We start from the raw sequence: 21,148 nt of genomic DNA, 5'->3' as shown, positions 1-21,148 counted from the left end.
TCAGATTTGCGATATCTCATATAGAAATCAGGCGCGAGCGGGAGTATACAACCCCGCATCCAATCGGCCTTCGCGCTGTTGTCAGACTTGCGGTTCTGTCTTTGGACCCCACCGCACCATCGAGAGCGATCCCCGACAATGTCGGATCAGATTTTCCAGGCCGCCCCCACCCGGCGGGCCGCACCGAATTTTCGTGTAGTAGCGCTTATCGTGGCAAGCGCGATGTTCATGGAACAGCTTGACGCGACCGTGCTCGCCACCGCCCTGCCGACCATGGCAAGGGACTTCGGCGTCAGCGCCCCGGCGATGAGCATCGCGCTCACCTCCTATCTGCTCAGCCTCGCGATCTTCATTCCGGCAAGCGGCGCCATCGCCGACCGCTTCGGGTCGCGCACCGTCTTCCGCAGCGCCATTGCCGTCTTCGTTGTGGGGTCGCTTCTTTGCGCCCAGGCGCCGAACCTGTTTTTCCTCGTCATCGCCCGGCTGATCCAGGGTCTCGGCGGCGCCATGATGCTCCCCGTCGGCCGCCTGGTGCTGATGCGCAGCGTCGCGCGCAAGGACATGGTCAACGCCATGTCCTGGCTGCTCATCCCGGCCCTTGTCGGCCCGATCCTCGGCCCGCCGATCGGCGGCCTGTTCGTCACCTATCTCGACTGGCGCTGGATCTTCTACATCAACGTGCCGATCGGCATCATCGGCTTCATTCTGGTGTCGATGTTCATCGAGGAGGTAAAGGGTCCGCGCAACGGCCGCTTCGACCTGTCGGGCTTCATCCTCTCCGGCATCTCGCTCGGCTCGCTGCTGTTCGGCTTCGAAATGTCGAGCCGCGAGGGCGAAGGCTATATGGCGATCTTCCTGATTTCGGTCGGCCTGCTGTTCGGCATCGCCTATCTGCGCCATGCCCGCAAGCACCCCTCGCCGATCATGGACTTCTCGCTGATGAAGGTGCCGACCTTCCGCACCTCCGTCATCGCCGGCTCGCTGACCCGCATCAGCCAGGGCGCGCATCCGTTCCTGATACCGCTGATGCTGCAGCTTGGCTTTGGAATGTCGGCCGCCGCCGCCGGCCAGATCGCCATTGCGACCGCTCTCGGCTCCATGACCATGAAGCCGTTTCAGGTTAAAATCCTGCGCACGCTGGGCTTCCGCACCGCTTTGCTGATCTTCGGCGTGATCGGCACCCTCGGCTACGGCCTTTGCTCCATCTTCCAGCCGGACTGGCCGCTGCCGGTGATCTTCGTGATCCTGTTCTTCTGCGGCTTCTTCATGTCGTTCCAGTTCACGGCCTACAACACCATCGCCTATGACGAGATCGAACGCGAGCGCATGAGCACGGCGACAAGCTTCTATTCGACCTTCCAGCAATTGATGCTGTCGCTCGGCATCTGCGTCGCAGCCCTTGCCCTGCACGGCTCGATGCAGGTGCGCGGACATGCGAGCGCCGAGATGAGCGATTTCTCGGTCGCCTTCATCGTCGTCACCGCCATCGCGCTTCTCGCTGGAATCTGGAATGCCCGCTTCTCGCGCACCGCCGGCTCCGAGATCAGCGGCCACCGCAAGAAATCGCCCGAGGATACGCCGCTCGGTGATCACTGAGGTCGTATAGGAAGGCATCGCGCCCCATCCAGGGATGACGGAATAACAAAAGGCTCCGGTCATGGACCCCGGCCACTAGCCGAAATGCGGAATGCTTGCTGTCGCAGCAACGCCTATCCCTCGGCGCTCGCAATCTTAGTGGTCGCGATACCCATGCCTTGACAAGGCCGTTGCGACTTCCCGTCTAGTTGAAAGAAAAAGTCACGAATTGGTCCAATTCGTCCGCCGGACGATAAGGTTCACGGCGTAGCGTCACGGAACGCACCCGAAAATCCGGGTCTACTTCGGAGATCACGCGCACCTCGCCCTTCGATGACGTGACGCTGAACTGATAGAGCGAAACAGCGATATTGTCGAAAGCGGCCTCGTCCGAGCGATATCGGCCTGGAGCGCCGTTCGCGCGTTCGAACAATTTCAAAACCTCCAGAGCACTTAGCGTGAAAACGAGCTTGCCTTCAAAATTTGTCTCCTTGTGCCGAGCCTCGACAGTGACCGCATCAAGGCGGCCATCCCGGTATTCGAGCAAGATCGGCGTTTGTCCCATCGTCAAGTTCTGTGTTGCAAAATTGGCCAGGCTTCCCGCAGCGTCTCTCAACGCGGCCATCGTTTCCGCAGGCATGGTGGTACCGGACTGGGCTATTACCCCTTCCACATCGGATGCGACAGACGCATAAGATTTCAGCGGACTTGGCTTTCCATAAAGGGATTCCATCGAGGCGACAGCTTCCAGTGAGAGGCCGAAAGTAAGGCGCCCGATCCCGTTGTGCGGAGCTATGAGCCAATCGGCGTTCATATTATCACCTTGGGACTTGAGAGGATCGGCAGCAGCGGACGCCGCTATTATCAATAGAGCAGCCAAAAGGATCGCTCGTATATATTGGATTGCTGCCATCGCAAGAAGCTCATAGCTGACTATTTCGGAACCATCTCCATTGACACGCCATTGTCGCGAAATCCCAACTAAAGCGAGAGTTTTGCGGTTAATTTATACGGCGTCGTGAAAACGGGCACTTGGCAACGATTGAGCACGCATAATGCTTCACGAAGGCATTTCCGGCAAGGCAAACGGCCGTAACGCCTATACCGCAAGCGGTTTCCGCACCATTATCTACATCTCGGCCAGAAGCCGGCTCCTGAACCAAGGCCTTTCGCTTCACAGCTTGCCTGTGATCAAAACGCAAAAAAGGCCGGGCTAACCCGACCTCTTCCTTCATCGCCTCGACGATCCATGCCAGTACATCCGTGGTCAAAGACCGGAAGCAAATGCCTTACAGCGATTCCAGCTGATCAGCCGACATCTTGCCCGAGCGCTTGTCCTTGACAAGCTCGTAGGAGATCTTCTGGCCGTCCCGGAGGCTGCTCATGCCAGCGCGTTCGACTGCGGAAATGTGCACGAAAACATCCGTTGCGCCATCATCCGGCTGAATGAAACCAAAACCCTTGGCGGCATTGAACCACTTTACAGTACCTGTGCTCATAACGATGACCTTTTCAATCACTCACATAAGAATCGCACCCAGACGTCGCCTGGGCACATCGGACCGATTTTGAGAGGAAGTTCGTCAGTGTCGCGCAGAGTGCGTCGCGGCAAAGTTCATTCAGCAATATCGATGCGCGGTTTATAACGGATGACTGAATTTTCCACAAGGAAAAACGGGAAAACCGCCGAAAACGACCAAATATTTCTCAAAATTCCAGCCGTACGACATAAATTCATCATTTGTCGAAGTTCAAATAAATTCGAATTTCCGACTGAAATTTCCCGATTTTTCGACTGAAACCCGGCTGGTCTTACAATATTTTTTCTTTTCGTTTTCTCAAAATTTACGTGAGAACGTCGCCTTATTTCTTTGAAGCCCGCAGAATTATATCGCCAATGTGAACGCTATCCGATACACAATAGTCGCTCTTCCGCCGCGAGCGCCCTGATCCAGCGCAAATCCGCAAATAACGCCCGCAAATAACGCCAATGCCGACACGAACCCTGGAGGCCAATATGGCGCCGCCTAATAAAGACAATCTTTTCGGTTCCAAGAAACAAGCCTCGCTCGCCAAGGCCAGTCAGCTTGACTCCACCGTCAAGGAAATCCTGGCCAGCGAACAGACGCTGCGCGACCGCAAGACGGCGCGCCTGCGCGAGCTTCGCCTCGAAAAAGAGGCGCAGCAGCAGCCACCGGAACCAAAAGCCAAGCGGAAAACCGCGAAAACACCCTGATCGGCGACAGGCTCCGGCAACGCATGTCACTCATTTCGTGAACACTGCCTTCACGAGCCGCGCATTGAATTGAAAACGGCTTCCGCCCTAAATAGCGACCAGTTCTGCAATCCGCTCTGGAGCATCCCATGGTCGCCGGCATTCACCACATCACGCTGATTACCCGCAAGGTACAGGCGAATGTCGATTTCTATGTCGGCTTTCTCGGCCTGCGGCTGGTCAAGCGCACCGGCGGCTTCGAAGACGCGACGCAGCTTCATCTCCTCTATGGCGATGCCAAGGGGTCGCCGGGCTCGCTGATCACCTTCCTCGTCTGGGAGGACGGCGCTCCCGGCCGCGCCGGCGTCGGCCAGGTCGGCGAGATCTCGCTCGCCATCGATCCCGCGAGCATCGGCTTCTGGCTGACGCGCGCGCTCAGCGCCGGTCTGCGTCCGGAAGGCCCTTCGGACGAATTCGGCGAGCCGGTCCTGCGCCTGAAGGACCCGGATGGCGTCATCGTCAAACTCGTCGGCGCCAGGGAACTGCAATCCGCCGCGCCGTGGGCGAGCGAGACGATCCCGCCGGAACATGCGATCCGGCGCATTCGCGGCGCGACGCTGTTCAGCGAGACGCCCGAGCAAACGCAAAGCTTCCTCGTCGAGCATTTCAACTATACGCCGCATGCCGTCAACGGCGCCATCAGCCGCCTCGTCTCCGGCCCCGGCGATATCATCGACATCCGCGACGCCAGCGGCTTCTGGGCAAGCGCGCCCGGAACCGGCACGGTCGACCACGTCGCGTTCCGCGCCGCCGACGATGCCGAGCTGCAATCCGTCGGCGCCGAGCTGCGGGCGATCAACTCGTCGCCGACCGTGATGCACGACCGGAAATATTTCCGCTCGCTCTATGTCCGCGAACCCGGCGGCATCCTGTTCGAGCTGGCGACGGACGCGCCCGGACCGCTGGTCGACGAGGCCGAGGCAACGCTCGGCACCCGGCTGTTCTCCCCCGACGACAGGCCGGAGCGGCTGGCAGAGCTGACTGTCATCCTGCCGCAATTCTCCATGCCCGGCGAGCCGCGCGTCATCTATCGCGAGCTGCCCTTCATCCATCGCTTCTTCACGCCGCGGGAGCCGGACGGCACTATCTTCATCCTGCTGCATGGCTCGGGCGCCAACGAGAACACCATGATGCCGATCGCCCATAAGATCGATCCGCAGGCGACCTTGCTCAGCGCCCGCGGCAGGGCTCTGGAGGAAGGGGCGCCGCGCTGGTATCGGCGTATCACGCCCTTCTCCTTCGACCAGGCCGATATCGCCAAGGAGGCGGAAGCCTTCGCCGCCTTCATCGACGGCGCGATCCATGCCTATGGCCTCGACCCCGAACGCATCGTCTATATCGGCTATTCGAACGGCGCCAATCTCCTCAACGCCATGCTGTCGCTGCAGCCGCATGTCATCCGCCGCGCCGTGCTGCTGCGCTCCATGGCCGTGCTCACCGATCCGCCGCCGGCCGACATGTCGGACGCCGACGTGCTGATCATCGCCGGCGAGAAGGACGACTACGGCCCCTATGCGCAGCCCCTCGCCGAGCGCCTGCGCGAAGGCGGCGCGACCGTGAACCTGCAGACCATCCCGCATGGCCATGAATTGACCGACGCCGACGTGCCTATCATCCGAGCCTGGTTGAAGCGCTCGAAATGAGCGCTTCAACGGCCACAATCGATATGCGCCTTCCTGTGTCGGGCAAGGATTAGTTCGATAGTTGCGACAGCAGGAAATCGGCGGCGCTGCGATGAGCCGCTGCCGCTTGGCTATCCGATTTCAGAAAGAAATCATGCGCTCCGCCTTTATGAACATCAAGGCTGGCTGATCCGCCCAGCTCCTGTGCCGTCCGTTGAAGTTCGACCGCGGTCGAGACGGGAAAGACCCGGTCGGCGCCGCCCCAGACGATATGGAGCGGCGGCAACGCGCGTCTCGGCTTCGAATAGCCGTCCGGGAAAGCACCGTCGACAAGCACGAGCGCGCCGATGCCCGTCGTCCCGCCGGCAGCGGCAGCCGCGATTTGCGCACCGAGGGATATGCCGAGCACACCCACCCTGCCGGCATGGCGAGGCTGATTGTCGAGATAGGAGACCACCTCGCGAACGCTCGCGATCCAGTCCGGCAGCCGCGCCGCGTAGTAACCGATCCTGGCGCGAGCATTGCCCGCGCCGGCGATGGTCGCGACATCGGATGCCGAAAGCACATGCACGAGATAGGCGTCGAGGCCGGTCGCCTCCAAGCGCCGTCCCAGCTCATCATAGGCCGGCGAGGCGAAACCCTTGCTGCCGCTGAGGACGACCACGGCTGGGCGCGCCGGACCTGAACTGCTTGAAAAAGCCTCAACCAGCACATCGCCATTCGAAGCCGTCACGACGAACTGTCGACGGGCAGCGGCTTCGGCGTGCCCAGTAAGGGAGAATGACAACAGCGTCAAAACGACGGTTAAAACGACTCGCATGCACCAAATATCCTGCCAGACCTGCAGGGATATTGCACGGCTTCGGCCGCGAACAAAACGGCGGAAGCCGGAGAATGCCAACGAACGCAGAAATCACCCCTTGAACGTATACTCCGCAATCGACTCCGGTTTCATCTCGATCGAGAAGCCCGGCAGGCTCGGCGGCATGTAGGCGGCGTCGCGGATCACGCAAGGATCGAGGAAATGTTCGTGCAGGTGGTCGACATATTCGATCACGCGGCCGTCCTTGGTGCCGGAAACAGCGAGATAGTCGATCATCGACAGATGCTGCACATATTCGCACAACCCGACCCCGCCGGCATGCGGCCAGACCGGCAGACCGTATTTCGCGGCGACCAGCAGCACCGCCAGCACTTCGTTCAGCCCGCCCATGCGGCATGAATCGATCTGCACGATGTCGATCGCGCCCTCGGCGATGAACTGCTTGAACATGATGCGGTTCTGGCACATCTCGCCGGTCGCGACCTTCACCGGGCCGATGGCCTGGCGGATCTTGCGGTGGCCGGCGACGTCGTCGGGGCTCGTGGGTTCCTCGATGAAGAAAGGCTTGGCGAAGGCGAGCTTGTTGACCCAGTCGATCGCCTGGCCGACTTCCCAGACCTGGTTGGCGTCGATCATCAGATAGCGGTCGGGGCCGATCACCTCGCGGGCGATGGTGAGCCGGCGGATATCGTCCTCCAGATCGCGGCCGACCTTCATCTTCACGTGGTTGAAGCCGGCATCGATCGCCTCCTGGCACAGACGGCGCAGCTTGGCGTCGTCATAGCCGAGCCAGCCGGCCGAGGTCGTGTAGCAGGCATAGCCCTCGCGCTCGAGTGTGGCGATCCGTTCCGTCTTGCCGGCCTCGGCCTTCTTCAGGATGGCGACAGCCTCGTCACGGGTCAGGACATCGGTCATGTAGCGGTAGTCGACGATATCGGCGATCTTTTCCGCATCCATCTCCGCCACCAGCCGCCAGACGGGCTTGCCGGCCTCCTTGGCGAGCAGGTCCCAGACGGCGTTGACGACGGCACCGGTGGCCAGATGCATGGCGCCCTTCTCCGGGCCGATCCAGCGCAGCTGGCTGTCGCTGGTCAGATGCCGCCAGTATTTGCCCGGATTCTCGAGCACCGTCGCAAGCTCCGTGCCAACGACCAGATGGCGCATCGCCTCGATCGCCATGCAGCAGATATCGTTGCCGCGGCCGATGGTGAAGGTCAGACCATGGCCGGCAAGGCCGGGCTTGTCGGTGTCGAGAACGACATAGGCGGCGGAATAATCCGGATCGGGGTTCATCGCATCGGAGCCGTCAAGGCTCTGCGAAGTCGGAAAGCGCAGGTCGAATACGCGGAGATTGGTGATGCGCGTCATGGGGAAACTCCTTCTAAATCCGCCGGGCGATCTCTCGGATTGTCAGCCGAGGCCGAATTCTTCCCGGATCGTCGCATTATACTCGCCTCGACCAGGCCCCAGCTCGCGCCATGTCTTCTTATGTAAATACTACTTTCGCATATGGATGAAATTTGCAAACAAAAAGAGCGGTGATCATCGCCCGAGCTCCAGCGAAGAACGCACGGGAATGCGATATGGTTTCCGCATCTGTCCGGATGATCGAGAGGAGATTTGCGATGACGACGGTCAAATTGCTTGATGACGCTGAAGCCGAGGCCATCCCGGCGGTCAAGGCGGTGTTCGACGACATCCGCGCCGTCAGGAAATCCGATTTCGTCAACAATTTCTGGCGAGGGCTTGCCAATGACCCGGCGCTTCTGAAGCGGACCTGGGAGGGGCTGAAGGCAGTGATGATGGCCGAAGGGTCGCTCGATCCGCTGGTGCGCGAGATGATCTATATTGCCGTTTCCACGGCAAACGGCTGCACCTATTGCGTCCATTCCCATACCGCCGCCGCCAGGGCGAAGGGCATGACGGATGCGCAGCACGGCGAATTGCTCGCCGTCATCGGCCTTGCCGGCCAAACCAACCATTTGGTGACTGCCATGCAGATTCCCGTCGATCCGGAATTCGACGTCGGCCGGCGCTGATATCGCAAAAGAGCCCGCCGGCGCTGGCCGGCGGGCTCTTCTATGAATGACCGAGAACTGTTTTCAGCGGTCGGCTTTTTCCGCTGCCTGCGCCTTCGCGGCAACAGCGGCGGCCACGACATCGACGTCGTTGTTCACGGCCAGAAGCCGCTTACGGACGAGAACGCCCATGACCCGGGCGGCCGTCGAAAAGGTCATCGTGTCCAGCGGACCTTCGCCTTCCCAGGGCTTGGTCAACCGTTCCGTGACGGCCGAGACGATGTTGTTCGGCACGATGTCCGTGCATTCGCGCATGGCTTCGAAAACAGCCCTGATGGGAACAAGCCGGCCTTCGAACATCACGATCGGCTCGGTGACTTCCTCATCCCACTCCTCGAAGGCATAAAGCGCCTCCCGGAAGAGCTGCTGCAGAGTGATAGGGGCATGACCCTCATGAAGGGGCGGCAAGGCATTCGACATGTCTGTCTCCTTTCAATTGAAGTCCGGCGCATAAATGTAAAGACTGATCGGCCTCTCTCCGAGGCCCACGCGCTGCTTCTGGATTCGGCGCGCCCCGATATTGGATCGGACTGGCGGCGCGGCAAATCATCTTTGGTGACCGGCGCAACGCGGGATCACACGAAATGTTCCCACCGGTCACTTAACTTGATCAAGTCTATAGATTAATCTCGACTTGAAAAGCCTCTTTTGAATTTTTCTGTAATTCCCTATATTTCTGAATGGCTTCGCCGTAGGCCAACATGCCGCCTCGCCTTCTTGGAATGGGCGAATCTTCCCTTGGTTGCAAAAGGATCGTCATAGGCAGCGGTCACGGATATGACGATCAGGGACGCTGGAATGCGCCCTCGTGCGCTCTGTCCGGCGCAAACGACCATCATCGTCTCGACATAGAAGCCGCGAATCCGCTCTGGAAAGAGCCAATCCACCACCGATATGCACAAATCGCATGCATTCAGGAGCGCCGGCGCACAAAAATCCATCACGTTTATAGAAAATTAGTTCGTGATCGACTGCTCACCCAAAAGAGTTTTCCATAAGTGCGGTGCACAAAAAATCTTCCTGCTTCGCGTAAATGGCGAGCGTCTGAAATGATCAGCGCCGTCAACGAGACAATGGCGTCTCAATCACATGGAACAGGATTTCCCATGACGAAAAAGTCTTCTCAGGGTCTCGATGCATTGCGCTTCTCGCGCCGGACCGGCCTTGCAGCCATCATTGCCTCCGCTGTCGCCGTCTTCGGCTTGACGGCCGCCACCCCGTCCTTTGCCGCCGGCAAGACCATCAAGGTCGGCATCATCAGCGGCGAGGACGAAGATGTCTGGCGCGTGGTCACCACCGAAGCAGCCAAGAAGGGCTTGAAGATCGAGACCGTCGTCTTCAACGACTATACCCAGCCGAACGAAGCGCTGGAGCGCGGCGAAGTCGACGCCAACGCCTTCCAGCACCAGCCCTATCTCGACAACCAGATCAAGCAGCACGGCTACCATATCGTCCGCGTCGGCTATACCGGCGTCTGGCCGATCGGTCTCTACACCAAGAAGTACAAGACCGTCGCCGACCTGCCGAAGGGCGCCGTCATCGGCGTGCCGAACGATCCGTCCAATGAAGGCCGTGCGCTGCGCGTGCTGCAGAACGAGGGCGTCATCAAGCTCAAGGACGGCACTGGCATTCTCGCCACCATCGCCGACATCGTCGAGAACCCTAAGAATGTCGAGATCAAGGAACTCGACGCCGGCATCGTCGGCCGCTCGATCGACGACCTCGACGCCGCCGTCGTCAACACCGACTGGGCGCTGAAGAGCGGACTTTCGCCGAAGGAGCGTATCGCGCAAGAGCCGATCGACGGCAATCCCTATCGCAACTTCATCGCCGTCAGGCAGGGCAGCGAGAACGAGGCCTGGGTGAAGACGCTCGTCTCCGCCTATCAGAACGATACGGTCAAGGCCGAATTCGACAAGGTCTACAAGGGCACCGGTCTTAGCGCCTACTAACAGCAATACAGCGCTGAAATTCCTTCTCCCCTTGGGGAGAAGGTGCCCGCCAGGGCGGATGAGGGGGCGCTCGGAACGTTGTTCCGAGCGCCTTGAGCGTAAGCGAAAGGCAGCTTTCCCGTGTGGAGATACCCCCTCATCCGACCCTTCGGGCCACCTTCTCCCCGAGGGGAGAAGGATTACCCGCGCTCAAGAAAGAACCACCATGAACTCCTTCATCCCCGCCGCCGCCATCGACGGACATGCGTCGCCCGGAGCTTTGGCAAATGACGAGATCATTCGTCTCGTCGATGTCCGCCGCCGATTCGGCACGACACCGGCGCTCGACGGCATATCGCTGACGGCCCGCCGTGGCGAGATCGTCGGCATCATCGGTCGCAGCGGTGCCGGCAAGTCGACGCTGATCCGCTGCCTGAACGGGCTGGAACGCGCCGACAGCGGCGAAATCCATATCGAGGGCCGTGACATCGCGCGGCTGTCGGAAAACGAATTGCAGCCGCTGCGCCGCCGCATCGGCATGGTCTTCCAGCATTTCAACCTGCTGTCGGCCAAGACGGTGGAAGAGAACGTCGCCCTGCCATTGAAGATCGAGGGCGTCACCAAGGCCGAACGGCTGCGTCGCGCCCGCGAGCTGCTGGAGCTCGTCGGCCTCGCCGACAAGGCCAGGGCCTATCCCTCGGCGCTGTCCGGCGGCCAGAAGCAGCGCGTCGGTATTGCCCGGGCGCTTGCCGCCCGCCCCGCACTCCTCCTCTCCGACGAAGCGACCTCGGCTCTCGATCCCGAGACGACACGCTCGATCCTGGCGCTGCTGAAGGACATCAACCGCAAGCTCGGCCTGACCATCCTGCTCATCACCCATGAGATGGAAGTGGTCCGCTCGATCGCCGATCGCGTCGCCGTCATCGATGCCGGCCGCATTGTCGAGGAAGGCCCGGTCTGGCAGATCTTCGCCAATCCGCAGGCCGAGATCACCGCAAGCCTGCTCTCGACCATCCGCCCGCAGCTCCCCGACCATATCGCCGAACGCCTGTCGCAGACCACGGGCGTCGAGGCGATCCTCAGCATCGACCTCGCCGGCCCGGCCGCGCAAGGCGCGCTTTTCGCCGAGCTTTCGGCGGCGCTGCCGCACTCCTTCCGCCTCGTGCATGGCGGCATCGACCATATCCAGAACCAGCCTGTCGCCCGCTTCTTCATCGCCGTGCCGACGCGCGATGCCGGCCTGCCGGCGAAGGTAACCGATTTTCTGACGGCCCGGTCCGCCCGGGTGGAGGTCCTAGGCTATGACAACTGACATTATTCTCGGCCTGCTCTGGCGTTCCTTCTGGGAGACGATCTGGATGACCGGCGCATCCGGCCTGCTTTCGCTCGTCATCGGCCTTCCCCTCGGCCTCGCCCTGGTCGTCACCGGCCGCGACGGCATCGCCGAGCAGCTCACCGTCAACCGCATCCTCGCCGCCCTGGTCAACGGCTTCCGCGCCGTGCCTTTCGTCATCCTGCTGATCGCGCTGATCCCGCTGACCCGGCTGATCGTCGGCACCGCGCTCGGCACCACGGCGGCGATCGTGCCGCTGACCATAGCGGCCATTCCCTATTACGCCCGCATCGCTGAGGTATCGCTTCGAGACGTCGATCGCGGCCTGATCGACGCCGTGCGCGCCATGGGCGGCAATCGCTGGACGATCATCCGCGAAGTGCTGGTGCCGGAAGCCCTGCCCGGCATCGTCGCCGGTTTTACCGTGACGCTGGTAACCCTGATCGGCGCGTCGGCCATGGCCGGCACCATCGGTGGCGGCGGCCTCGGCGACCTCGCCATCCGCTACGGTTACCAGCGCTTCGAAACCGGCGTGATGATCGCCGTCGTCGTCGTACTGATCATCCTTGTCTGCGGCATGCAATGGCTCGGCGACCGCCTCGTCGCCAAGCTCGATCATCGTTAAGGGAACTCTTAGCCGCGATGACGGAATGCGGCTGCCGGATGACTTGACGGCAGCCGCCCATCGCCTCGGCCAAAGAGCTTCTGGCGCAACGTGCCCTCGGCATAATCAGCCTTGAACAAGCCGCGCTCCTGCAGCACCGGAATGACGAGGTCGACGAAATCGCGCAGGCTTTCCGGCGCGACCGTGCGCGCCAGGTTGAAGCCGTCGATGCCGCCCTCCTCCATCCAGAGCTGAAAGCGATCGGCGATCTGCTCCGGCGAGCCGACCATCGGCTTCTGCCGGCTGCCGAGCACCATCTGGTCGATGATCTGCCGTCGGGTCATCGCCGGCTTGCCGCTTGCCTTGCCGGTCACGACGGCGAGAGCCGCCTGCTGCGCATTCGTCGCCTGTTGCGTAATGGGTTCATCCAGGCCGAATTTGGAAAGATCGATGCCGATCGAGCTGGAATAATGTGCCAGCGACGCCTCGACGCTGGCGTGGCGCCGATAATCCTCCAACTTGTCCTCGGCCTCCTTCTCCGTCCGCCCGACGACAACCGTAATAAGATTGAGGATACTGAGGTCGTCGGCGCGCCGGCCGAAATCCACGGCCCGCTGCCGGAGCGCATCCGTCATCGGCTTGGCGCCCTGCGGCGTCGGGCTGGCGACGAAGACGCATTCGGCATGCCGCGCGGCAAAGTCCTGGCCCCGCGCGGAAGCGCCGGCCTGAAACAGCAGCGGCGTGCGCTGCGGCGACGGCTCGCTCAGATGGATGCCCTCCATCCGATAGTGCTGCCCCTGATGACGGACGGCGCGCACCTTCGACGGATCGGCAAACAGCCCGCCCGTCCTGTCGCGCTTGACCGCATCATCATCCCAACTTCCCTCCCAGAGCTTGTAGACCACCTCCAGATAGTCCTCGGCCGCATCATAGCGGGCATCGTGATCCGGCTGGCGCTCCATCCCCATGCTGCGGGCGGCGCTATCCAAATAACCGGTGACGATGTTCCAGCCAATGCGGCCTTTGGTCAAATGATCGAGCGTCGACATCCGCCGCGCGAAGAGAAACGGCGGCTCGTAGGTCGTATTGACGGTGACGCCGAAACCAAGATGTGTCGTCACGTAGGCCATGGCCGAAAGCGGAATGATCGGGTCGTTGACCGGTATCTGCGCAGCCGTGCGGATCGATGTCTCGGGGCTGCCCTGATAGACGTCATAGACCCCGACGATATCGGCGAGGAAAATGCCGTCCAGCTTGCCACGCTCGGCGGTGCGCGCGAAATCCACCCAATAATCGAGATCGGTATAGGCAAGCGACGTGTCGCGTGGATGCGTCCAAAGGCCATGATTGATATGCCCGACGCAGTTCATGTCGAAGGCATAGATCTGCATCGGCTTCATCGTACAATCCTCTACTGTCGTCTTCACCACCCACCGGTCCTCTTCTCCCTATCGCAAAAAGACCTGCAGTTTCACGATATTTGGAAGCGGGTTGCCATGGACGGCGCGAATCCGGAATTTTGTATCTCTATATTTTCTATCAATTTCACGATCATTAGCGCAGATCGACTGCCAGATCAGCGGTTCAAGACCAGTTTCAAACGTTACGCCCCGGGGGAAAACATGACCATCCATCGACGCCATCTTCTGACAACCACGGCGGCCGCCGTTCTTGCCGTCACGTTCGGCTCCTATGCCCATGCGGCCGATGTCACGCTCAACATCGGCTATCAGCCGATCGTCGAGCCGTCGCGCGTGCCGCAGGCCGACGGCGATTATGAGAAGGCGACCGGCGCCAAGATCAGCTGGCACAAGTTCGACGGCGGCGCCGATGTCGTGGCCGCCATCGCCTCCGGCTCGATCGATATCGGCTATGTCGGCTCGTCGCCGCTTGCCGCCGCCGCCAGCCGCGAACTGCCGATCGAAGCCATCTATGTCGTCGGCAATATCAGCGAGGCGGAAGCGCTGGCCGTCAAGGGCATCGACAAACCCGAAGACCTGAAGGGCAAGAAGATCGCCACGCCCTTCGTCTCCACCTCGCATTACAGCCTGCTGACCGCGCTGAAGCACTGGAACATCGATCCCAAGTCCGTGCAGATCCTCAATCTGCGTCCGCCGGAAATCGCCGCCGCCTGGGAACGCGGCGATCTCGACGGCGCCTATGTCTGGGACCCGGTCCTGTCGCAGATCAAGAAGAACGCCAAGGTTCTCGCAACCTCCGGCGATGTCGCCAAATGGGGCGGCCCGACCTTCGACGCCTGGATCGTCAGCAAGACATTCGCCGACGCCCATCCGGAAGTCGTGACGAGCTTCGTTCAGGTCACCGGCAAGGCCTATGCCTCCTACCGCGCCGATCCGGCAAGCTGGAGCGCCTCGTCGCCGCAGGCCGCCAAGATCGCCAAGCTCACCGGCGCCAAGCCGGAAGAGGTGCCGGAACTACTGAAGGGCTATTATTTTCCGACGCTGAAGGAGCAGGCGACCACGGAATTCCTCGGCGGCGACACGGTGAAGGCCATCGCCCAGACCTCCGCCTTCCTGCTGGAACAAGGCAAGGTCCCGGCAGTGCTGAAGGACTATGCTCCCTACGTCAACGCCAAGTTCGTCACCGACGCGGCCAAGACCGGCCTCTGATCCACATCTCTGGCGCGGGCGGGTCGTTCCCGCCTGCGCCAATTCCTTGGAGTACCCCACCCATGAGCATCCTGTCCCTGCAATCCGTCTCGCTGAACTTTCCCGGCGACCGCCGGCGGCAGGAGACGCGCCGCGTCCTCGACAATCTGACGCTGCACATCGCCTCCGACGAATTCGTCACCGTCATCGGCCGCTCCGGCTCGGGCAAGACCAGCCTGCTCAATCTCGCCGCCGGCTTTCTTGCCCCTTCCGAGGGACGCATCCTGGTCGACGGCAAGGAGATCGACGGGCCGGCGGCCGACCGCGCCGTGGTCTTTCAGGACGATGCGCTCTATCCCTGGCTCAACGCCCGCGACAACATCGCCTTTCCCCTGCGCCTCAACGGCGTTCCGAAAGAGGAGCGCCGCCGCCGCGCCGATGCGCTGCTCGTCAAGGTCGGGCTGGAAGGCGCCGGCGACCGCAATATCTGGGAGCTCTCCGGCGGCATGCGTCAGCGGGTCGGCATCGCCCGCGCGCTCGCCTCCGATCCACGCTTTCTGCTGATGGACGAGCCGCTCGGCGCGCTCGATGCGCTCACCCGCACCCGCATGCAGCAATTCCTGTTGAAGGTCTGGTCGGAAAGCAGCACCGGCGCCCTGCTCATCACCCACAGCATCGACGAGGCGCTGCTGCTCGCCACCCGCGTCATCATCCTGACGCCCAATCCCGGCCGCGTCACCGCCGACATTCCCCTCTCCTTCGGCAAGCGCAGCCTTGCCGGCGAGCCGCTTGCCGACATCAAGGCATCGGCCGATTTCAAGCGACTGCATGACGAATTGACCGGATTGATCCATGAGGAAACCGAGGAGGAAGCAGCGTGACCGCCGATATCGAAAAGATCACGGCCGTCGCCGCCCAATCCGACGCCGTGCCCGCAGCCAGGAACAGCGCATCCGGCTCGACCCTGTGGATCTCGTTCGCAACCGTGCTCGGTCTCCTGGTGATCTGGGCTGTCGCGGCCGCCTATGGCGCCGTCTCGCCGGTGTTCCTGCCGTCGCCCTGGACGGTCGCCAAGGCGCTCTACACGCTCGCCATCACCGGCTTCGTCGACTCGACGCTGGCCGAACATGCCTTCGCCAGCCTGCTCAGGATCTTCGGCGGCCTCGCCGTCTCGCTGGTGATCGGCATTCCCGCCGGACTGGCGATCGCCACCAGCCGCATCGGCAAGGGCATCCTCGACCCGATCGTCGAATTCCTGCGGCCGCTGCCGCCGCTCGCCTATCTGCCGCTGATCATCATCTGGGTCGGCATCGGCGAGGCCTCGAAGATCACCGTCATCGCGCTCGCCATGCTGCCGCCGATCATCCTGTCGACCGCCGCCGGCGTGAAGGCCGCTCCCGTCGATTATGTCAACGCCGCCCGCTCCTTCGGCGCCGGCAGATTGCAGGTGCTGCGCCACGTCGTCCTGCCGGGCGCCATCCCTTCGATCCTCACCGGCATCCGCATCGCGCTCGGCGCCGGCTGGTCCACCCTCGTCGCCGCCGAACTGGTCGCGGCGACGCAAGGCCTGGGCTTCATGATCCAATCGGCGGCGCAATTCCTGGTGACCGACATCGTCATCAGCGGCATCATCGTCATCGCGCTGATCGCCTTCCTGTTCGAAATCACCGTCCGGCTGATCGAGCGCCGCTTCGTACCCTGGTCGGCTCATCGCTGAGCCGGCCGGCGGGACGCTCGTGAAATCCGCGGAACTTCGTCAGTTCCGGGTGACCGGCTTGGAGCGCATGCGCGACACGGTTTCCCGCTCCGCCCGCTTGCAGCGCATCGGCGGCAGGCCGCGATCCATCAGGTCCATGTCCTCGAGCACCATGTCGCCCATCTTCTTGAAGGCGCTGTCGAGCGCGCCGGCGCGGTGCGCCGAGCGGAGAAAGCCCTTGAGGTGACGCACGGGGTGATCCTTGCCGAGCGGCTCTTCCGGATAGACATCGCTTGCCGCGACGATATGGCCGGTCGCCACCGCCGCCATCAGCGCCTCGAAATCCACGACGTCGGCGCGGCTGAGCAGGATGAAGGCCGCCCCCTTGCGCATGCGCGCGAAAGCCTCGGCACCGAGAAAGCCCTTGTTCTCGCTGGTGACGGAGGCGACGACGAAAACGAAATCGCTACCCGACAACACCTCATCGAGACCGGCCGGCTGCACGCCATGCTCCCGCAGGATCGACGGCGGCATCCAGGGATCGAACACTTTGACATTGGCACGGAAACCGGACAGCACCCGGTTCAACGCCTTACCGAGATCGCCGAAGCCGATAATGCCGATATCGCTGCCCGAGACGAGCCGGGCGCTGGCATTGCCGTCCCCGCCCCAAAGCTCCCTGCCCTCGCGGAAATCGAGATCGGCATCGACGATGCCGCGCGCAAGGCTGAGCGCAAAGCCGAGGCCGATCTCCGCCACCGGCTCGGCAAAGACCTGCCCCGTCGTGACGACATGGATGCCGCGCTCGAACAGGACGTCATAGGGCATGTTGTTGATGAGATTGCTCTCGACATTCAGGATGCAGCGCAGGCCCGGCATACGGTCCAGCACCTCCCTCGAGAGCGGCGGCTGGCCGATGATATATCGCGCCTCGCCGAGAATATCGTCGCCGAGACCGGCGATATTTTCCGGGCCCACCTCGACGATCCGATATTTCGAATGGAGGAGCGACAGCGCATCCTTGCTGAAGATAAGCGCGAGCGAGCGCGGCTCGGGCGCGCTGATGGCCAGCGGCCGGTTGTCGGTGGACATGATCGTCTCCTCCTCGTTTACGGCGCGATCCAACATGATCAGGCCCATCAAAGCAATCAGGCCTGCTCGTCTTCCCCCGGCATTCCGACGGAGAAAGCGCAGATGCGCGAGAGATAGGTCTGCGGCAGACCGGTCTCGGCGCCCCAGGCATTGAACTGGTCCTGGATCAGCCGCAGATCCTTCTTCGTGGGCCTCGCCTCCGAAATCGGCAGGCCGGCCAGCCGCAGGCAAACGAGGACATCATGGCTCGTGACGAAGCTGTCGCGGCCGATGGCGCGCAGGAAATATTGCCCGCTCATGCCGCCCAGCCGGTCGGCGCGCTTGTCGAGCACGGCAAGCAGGCCGACGTGATCTTCGACCGGCCAGTCCGCGAGGAAGCGCCCGGCGCTGCCATGCTCCTCGGCAAGCTGGCGGATGAAATGCGCATTGGCCCTGACCGACATGATCTTGGCGCCATTGCGCACCACCCGCGCATCGGAGGTCAGATCGTGCCAATAGTCATCGGGCGCGAAATTGAGGAAAACCGGATCGAAACCGGAAAAGGCCGCTTCGAAGCCCGGCCATTTCGAATCGATGATATTGCGCACGAAGCCGGCATAGAAGACATAGCGTGCCATGTCAGATAGCAGCCGATCGTCCGGTATGGCGCGCAAGGCGTCGTGATCCGGCGCCTTCGGCATCAGCGCCATCAGTGCCTCGGCCCCGCCCTTTCGCTTTTCCGCCCGCTCCCGAATCTCCGCGAAGCTGCCCATCTGCCGCCCTCCCTTTGTCTGCCCGCAAGTCTTTTATGATCTTTCGCCTCCCGGCAAGGTGCTTTCGCCGAAGGGCGGAATCGAAAAGGCCGGAGCGATGCCCCGGCCTCCGTCTTCTCCCTGTAAAAGTGTTTTATTCCGCCGCTGCTTCCACCACCGGACGACGCGCGATCGTCGCCTGCGTCAGCAGCAGCGCGGCAACGGCGCAAAGCGCGATGCCGGCGACCATCGGCAAAGGCGTGCCATCGAAGAACACGGCGGCAATGACCATGGCGACGGCGGCCGTGACGAATTGCAGCGTTCCCATCAGCGCCGAGGCCGTACCGGCGATTTCGCCGTGATCCTCCAGTGCCAATACCGCCGTCGTCGGAATGACCAGGCCGAGGAAGCCGTAGCCGACGAAGAGGAACACCACCAGCACAGGCAACTGGGTAAAGCCGAGGCTCATGACGACCGCCAGCGCCGCCATGGTGGCGGCGAAGGCCGTGACGGCAAAACGCATGACGCGCAACAAGCCGAAACGCTCGCCGAGCCAGCCGGTGAGCTGCGACACGGCGAAGAAGGACACGGCGTTGACCGAGAAGGCGACGCTATATTGCGTCGGCGTCAGATGATAGTGGTCGATCAGCACGAAGGGCGAATTGGCAAGATAAACGAGGAAGCTCGAAATGCCGAGACCGCCGATGAAGGTCAGCGTCAGGAAATTGCGGTCGCCGAGCAGCAGGCGATAGGCTGCCATGGCGCTGCGCAGGCCGCTTTCAGAACGCTCGGCTTTCGTCCGCGTTTCCTCGAGCTGCGTCGACAGCAGGACAAGGCCGATGAGGGCCGCGACCGTCACCGCCCAGAATACGCCGCGCCAGCCGTAGAAGGCGATGACGGCGCTGCCCGTCAGCGGCGCGAGGATCGGCGAGATGCTGAACACCAGCATCAGCAGCGACATCAGCCGCGCCGCCTGCACGCCGGTATGCATGTCGCGCACGATGGCGCGCGGCACCACCATGCCGGCCGCGCCGCCGATGCCCTGCAGGAAGCGGAAGGCAATCAGCGTCTCGATATTGCTGGCCGTGGCGGCACCGACGCTCGCCACCGCAAACAGGCCGATGCCGATATAGAGCGGCGCCTTGCGGCCCCACATATCCGACAGCGGCCCATAGAGAAGCTGAAAGACGGCAAAGGGAATGAAGAAGAACAACAGGCTGAGCTGAACGACATTGTTCTGTGCCGCAAGATCCTTGCCGATCGACGGCAGAGCGGGGAGATACATGTCGATGGCAAAGGGACCGATGGCCGAAAGCAGGCCGAGAATGATCGCATAGCGAAGGAAAGACGTCGTCATGATGATGATCTTTCAAAAAGTTCCGAGCGCGAAAGCCGGATTGCCGCCGCGCCGCATCTCCCGTGGAGGGAGCCGAAATCCATGGGTTCACCGGAAAGCCACGCGATCTTGGGAGGAAAACGTGGACCGGAATTGCGCTTAACAAGCTCGTCCATCTTTTTGGACAGTGATGTCAAATTAGACACTATTGTCCAAATCGTCAATACGCATTATCTTCGTTCCATGACCACCCGAAACGCCATCGACTTGCAGGAAAGACCGGCAAGACCCGCGCAATGCCTGAAACGCGTTCCCATTCTGGATGCGGCCGCGGACGTTTTCTGCCGCGAGGGATTTTCCGGTGCGAGCATCGACGAGATCGCGGCACGGGCCTGCGTCTCCCGGCAGACCATCTACAATCACTACCGCGAGAAGGAGACGCTGTTCATCGCCGTCGTCGCCGATGTGACCGCACGCGCCAACACCGCCGTCTTCGCCGCACTCGCCGCCTTCCCCGACAGGCCGGAAAAGCTGCGGGAAGACCTGATCGCCTTCGCCGTCGATCTCAACCGCAATTGCCTCTACAATCAGGACGGAAAATTCCTGCGCAAGCTCGTCCAGTCCGAGGGGCCGCGCTATCCGCATCTTTTCGAAGCCTGGCGCGAGCACGGACCTTGCAAGATCGGCACCGCGCTCGGCGCGATCCTGGCCCGCCTCCACCATCAGGGCCTTCTCCAGATCCCCGACTGCGATGTCGCCGCCCGCCAGTTCACCGCGCTGATCAACGCCGACCTACAGATGCCGACACTATTCGGCGAAACGCCGACCGAGGCGGATATCGAGACCGCCGCGCAGCAGGGCGTGGACATGTTCCTGCGGGGCTACGGAGTTCCGGCGAAAACCGCCGCCTGAGCCCTGGGCGGGTGCATTTGCGAGCGCTATTTTAACGATGGCTTTAGTACCTTCGCTATGTAACCGAAGCCACTTCGAAATTTACTTGTGCCGACGCGCGACAAGGCGCTAACCTGCGCCATATGGGGCGGAGCTTCAAGATATGAGCAATAGACGTTGGAACTACCCCGTGCTGGTCATCTGCACGCGCACGGGGACAACCTATACTGTCAGCACGACGAAAGAGGCGCTGGACATGCTGCTGAATGCATGGCCGGTTGCCGAAGGCAAGGCGTTCCTGAGAGCCCTGCAGGTCTGCGCCGACGTGGAAAGCGGGCTGAGGCAGCCCTTGGAAGCCCGCAGCAGCTTCATCGCCGCATCCATGGAAGCCGGCGTTCCGATCGAGACCGTGATGGCCGACTGAGCCGCCGGCATCTGTCGTACCATATCAGCACCGCCTGCCTGGCCAGGCTCCTCACACTCGTCTTCTGACCACTTGCCATCCTTTGCCGCCAACACGGACGCCCGGTCCTTGTCCATGTTTGCCGCTGG

The 21,148-nt window shown here is 62.0% G+C and carries 21 protein-coding genes; 12 read left to right on the top strand and 9 right to left on the bottom strand.

Annotated elements, in window-relative coordinates; translation table 11 throughout:
* The first annotated feature begins 138 nt into the window (after positions 1 to 138).
* Positions 139 to 1,596 carry an MFS transporter gene (locus FHX11_RS20895; protein WP_184360133.1) on the top strand — a complete coding sequence of 486 codons (1,458 nt, stop codon included), beginning with the start codon at positions 139 to 141 and terminating at the stop codon, positions 1,594 to 1,596.
* Positions 1,597 to 1,780: 184 nt separating this feature from the next.
* Here the strand turns inward: FHX11_RS20895 and FHX11_RS20890 are convergent, their stop codons facing one another.
* Both FHX11_RS20890 and FHX11_RS20885 read right to left on the bottom strand, forming a co-directional pair.
* A complete protein-coding gene (locus tag FHX11_RS20890) occupies positions 1,781 to 2,488 on the bottom strand; it encodes a hypothetical protein (protein ID WP_210292532.1) in 708 nt (235 codons plus the stop codon).
* A 376-nt stretch (positions 2,489 to 2,864) separates the two neighbouring features.
* Positions 2,865 to 3,074: a cold-shock protein gene (locus tag FHX11_RS20885; RefSeq protein ID WP_007703204.1), complete on the bottom strand. Its 210-nt coding sequence runs from the start codon at positions 3,072 to 3,074 to the stop codon at positions 2,865 to 2,867.
* 518 nt (positions 3,075 to 3,592) lie between these two features.
* On the opposite strand from FHX11_RS20885, the gene FHX11_RS20880 reads away from it, so the two are divergent.
* Together FHX11_RS20880 and FHX11_RS20875 are read left to right on the top strand one after the other, a co-directional pair.
* Positions 3,593 to 3,811: a hypothetical protein gene (locus FHX11_RS20880; protein WP_184360131.1), complete on the top strand. Its 219-nt coding sequence runs from the start codon at positions 3,593 to 3,595 to the stop codon at positions 3,809 to 3,811.
* A gap of 128 nt (positions 3,812 to 3,939) precedes the next feature.
* Complete coding sequence (locus FHX11_RS20875) at positions 3,940 to 5,493, top strand: VOC family protein (RefSeq protein WP_184360129.1); 1,554 nt, start codon at positions 3,940 to 3,942, stop codon at positions 5,491 to 5,493.
* Between the two features lie 49 nt (positions 5,494 to 5,542).
* Here the strand turns inward: FHX11_RS20875 and FHX11_RS20870 are convergent, their stop codons facing one another.
* Together FHX11_RS20870 and FHX11_RS20865 are read right to left on the bottom strand one after the other, a co-directional pair.
* On the bottom strand, positions 5,543 to 6,292 hold the full coding sequence (locus FHX11_RS20870) for a dienelactone hydrolase family protein (protein ID WP_184360127.1): 750 nt from the start codon (positions 6,290 to 6,292) through the stop codon (positions 5,543 to 5,545).
* A 93-nt stretch (positions 6,293 to 6,385) separates the two neighbouring features.
* Positions 6,386 to 7,663 carry an L-fuconate dehydratase gene (locus FHX11_RS20865; protein ID WP_184360125.1) on the bottom strand — a complete coding sequence of 426 codons (1,278 nt, stop codon included), beginning with the start codon at positions 7,661 to 7,663 and terminating at the stop codon, positions 6,386 to 6,388.
* Positions 7,664 to 7,920: 257 nt separating this feature from the next.
* Between FHX11_RS20865 and FHX11_RS20860 the strand changes: the two genes are divergently transcribed.
* The gene (locus FHX11_RS20860) at positions 7,921 to 8,334 is read left to right on the top strand and encodes a carboxymuconolactone decarboxylase family protein (RefSeq protein WP_184360124.1); all 414 of its coding nucleotides are present in this window, start codon (positions 7,921 to 7,923) and stop codon (positions 8,332 to 8,334) included.
* Positions 8,335 to 8,397: 63 nt separating this feature from the next.
* On the opposite strand, the gene FHX11_RS20855 is transcribed toward FHX11_RS20860, so the two are convergent.
* On the bottom strand, positions 8,398 to 8,793 hold the full coding sequence (locus FHX11_RS20855) for a hypothetical protein (RefSeq protein ID WP_184360122.1): 396 nt from the start codon (positions 8,791 to 8,793) through the stop codon (positions 8,398 to 8,400).
* A 686-nt stretch (positions 8,794 to 9,479) separates the two neighbouring features.
* Here FHX11_RS20855 and FHX11_RS20850 point away from each other — a divergent pair.
* From FHX11_RS20850 to FHX11_RS20840, 3 genes are all read left to right on the top strand, one after another.
* Complete coding sequence (locus tag FHX11_RS20850; protein ID WP_184360120.1) at positions 9,480 to 10,325, top strand: MetQ/NlpA family lipoprotein; 846 nt, start codon at positions 9,480 to 9,482, stop codon at positions 10,323 to 10,325.
* A gap of 205 nt (positions 10,326 to 10,530) precedes the next feature.
* Complete coding sequence (locus FHX11_RS20845) at positions 10,531 to 11,616, top strand: methionine ABC transporter ATP-binding protein (RefSeq protein WP_184360118.1); 1,086 nt, start codon at positions 10,531 to 10,533, stop codon at positions 11,614 to 11,616.
* Positions 11,606 to 12,262: a methionine ABC transporter permease gene (locus FHX11_RS20840; RefSeq protein WP_184360116.1), complete on the top strand. Its 657-nt coding sequence runs from the start codon at positions 11,606 to 11,608 to the stop codon at positions 12,260 to 12,262. The genes FHX11_RS20845 and FHX11_RS20840 overlap by 11 nt, the downstream gene beginning before the upstream one ends.
* Positions 12,263 to 12,270: 8 nt before the next feature.
* On the opposite strand, the gene FHX11_RS20835 is transcribed toward FHX11_RS20840, so the two are convergent.
* The gene (locus tag FHX11_RS20835) at positions 12,271 to 13,641 is read right to left on the bottom strand and encodes an LLM class flavin-dependent oxidoreductase (protein ID WP_184360675.1); all 1,371 of its coding nucleotides are present in this window, start codon (positions 13,639 to 13,641) and stop codon (positions 12,271 to 12,273) included.
* A gap of 222 nt (positions 13,642 to 13,863) precedes the next feature.
* Here FHX11_RS20835 and tauA point away from each other — a divergent pair, with 222 nt between their 5' ends.
* The 3 genes from tauA (at position 13,864) to FHX11_RS20820 (ending at position 16,567) form a co-directional block, all read left to right on the top strand.
* Positions 13,864 to 14,871, top strand: coding sequence for a taurine ABC transporter substrate-binding protein (gene tauA, locus FHX11_RS20830; protein ID WP_184360114.1), 1,008 nt, complete (start codon positions 13,864 to 13,866; stop codon positions 14,869 to 14,871).
* 62 nt (positions 14,872 to 14,933) lie between these two features.
* Complete coding sequence (locus FHX11_RS20825; protein WP_184360112.1) at positions 14,934 to 15,731, top strand: ATP-binding cassette domain-containing protein; 798 nt, start codon at positions 14,934 to 14,936, stop codon at positions 15,729 to 15,731.
* Positions 15,732 to 15,778: 47 nt separating this feature from the next.
* Complete coding sequence (locus FHX11_RS20820) at positions 15,779 to 16,567, top strand: ABC transporter permease subunit (RefSeq protein WP_348649725.1); 789 nt, start codon at positions 15,779 to 15,781, stop codon at positions 16,565 to 16,567.
* Between the two features lie 39 nt (positions 16,568 to 16,606).
* Here FHX11_RS20820 and FHX11_RS20815 read toward each other — a convergent pair whose 3' ends face one another.
* From FHX11_RS20815 to FHX11_RS20805, 3 genes are all read right to left on the bottom strand, one after another.
* Positions 16,607 to 17,638 (bottom strand): hydroxyacid dehydrogenase, encoded by a 1,032-nt coding sequence (locus tag FHX11_RS20815; protein ID WP_184360108.1) that lies wholly within the window; start codon positions 17,636 to 17,638, stop codon positions 16,607 to 16,609.
* Positions 17,639 to 17,694: 56 nt separating this feature from the next.
* On the bottom strand, positions 17,695 to 18,390 hold the full coding sequence (locus FHX11_RS20810) for a DNA-3-methyladenine glycosylase I (protein WP_184360106.1): 696 nt from the start codon (positions 18,388 to 18,390) through the stop codon (positions 17,695 to 17,697).
* 133 nt (positions 18,391 to 18,523) lie between these two features.
* Positions 18,524 to 19,726: a multidrug effflux MFS transporter gene (locus FHX11_RS20805; protein WP_184360104.1), complete on the bottom strand. Its 1,203-nt coding sequence runs from the start codon at positions 19,724 to 19,726 to the stop codon at positions 18,524 to 18,526.
* A gap of 222 nt (positions 19,727 to 19,948) precedes the next feature.
* Between FHX11_RS20805 and FHX11_RS20800 the strand changes: the two genes are divergently transcribed.
* On the top strand, positions 19,949 to 20,617 hold the full coding sequence (locus FHX11_RS20800) for a TetR/AcrR family transcriptional regulator (protein ID WP_184360102.1): 669 nt from the start codon (positions 19,949 to 19,951) through the stop codon (positions 20,615 to 20,617).
* A gap of 142 nt (positions 20,618 to 20,759) precedes the next feature.
* Complete coding sequence (locus tag FHX11_RS20795) at positions 20,760 to 21,020, top strand: DUF982 domain-containing protein (RefSeq protein WP_184360100.1); 261 nt, start codon at positions 20,760 to 20,762, stop codon at positions 21,018 to 21,020.
* Positions 21,021 to 21,148: the final 128 nt, after the last annotated feature.

The organism is Rhizobium sp. BK602 (assembly GCF_014195095.1).
Taxonomy (GTDB): Bacteria; Pseudomonadota; Alphaproteobacteria; order Rhizobiales; family Rhizobiaceae; genus Rhizobium.
The sequence above is the reverse complement of the archived record's forward strand: the minus strand, read 5'-3'. Positions and strand labels throughout refer to the sequence as shown.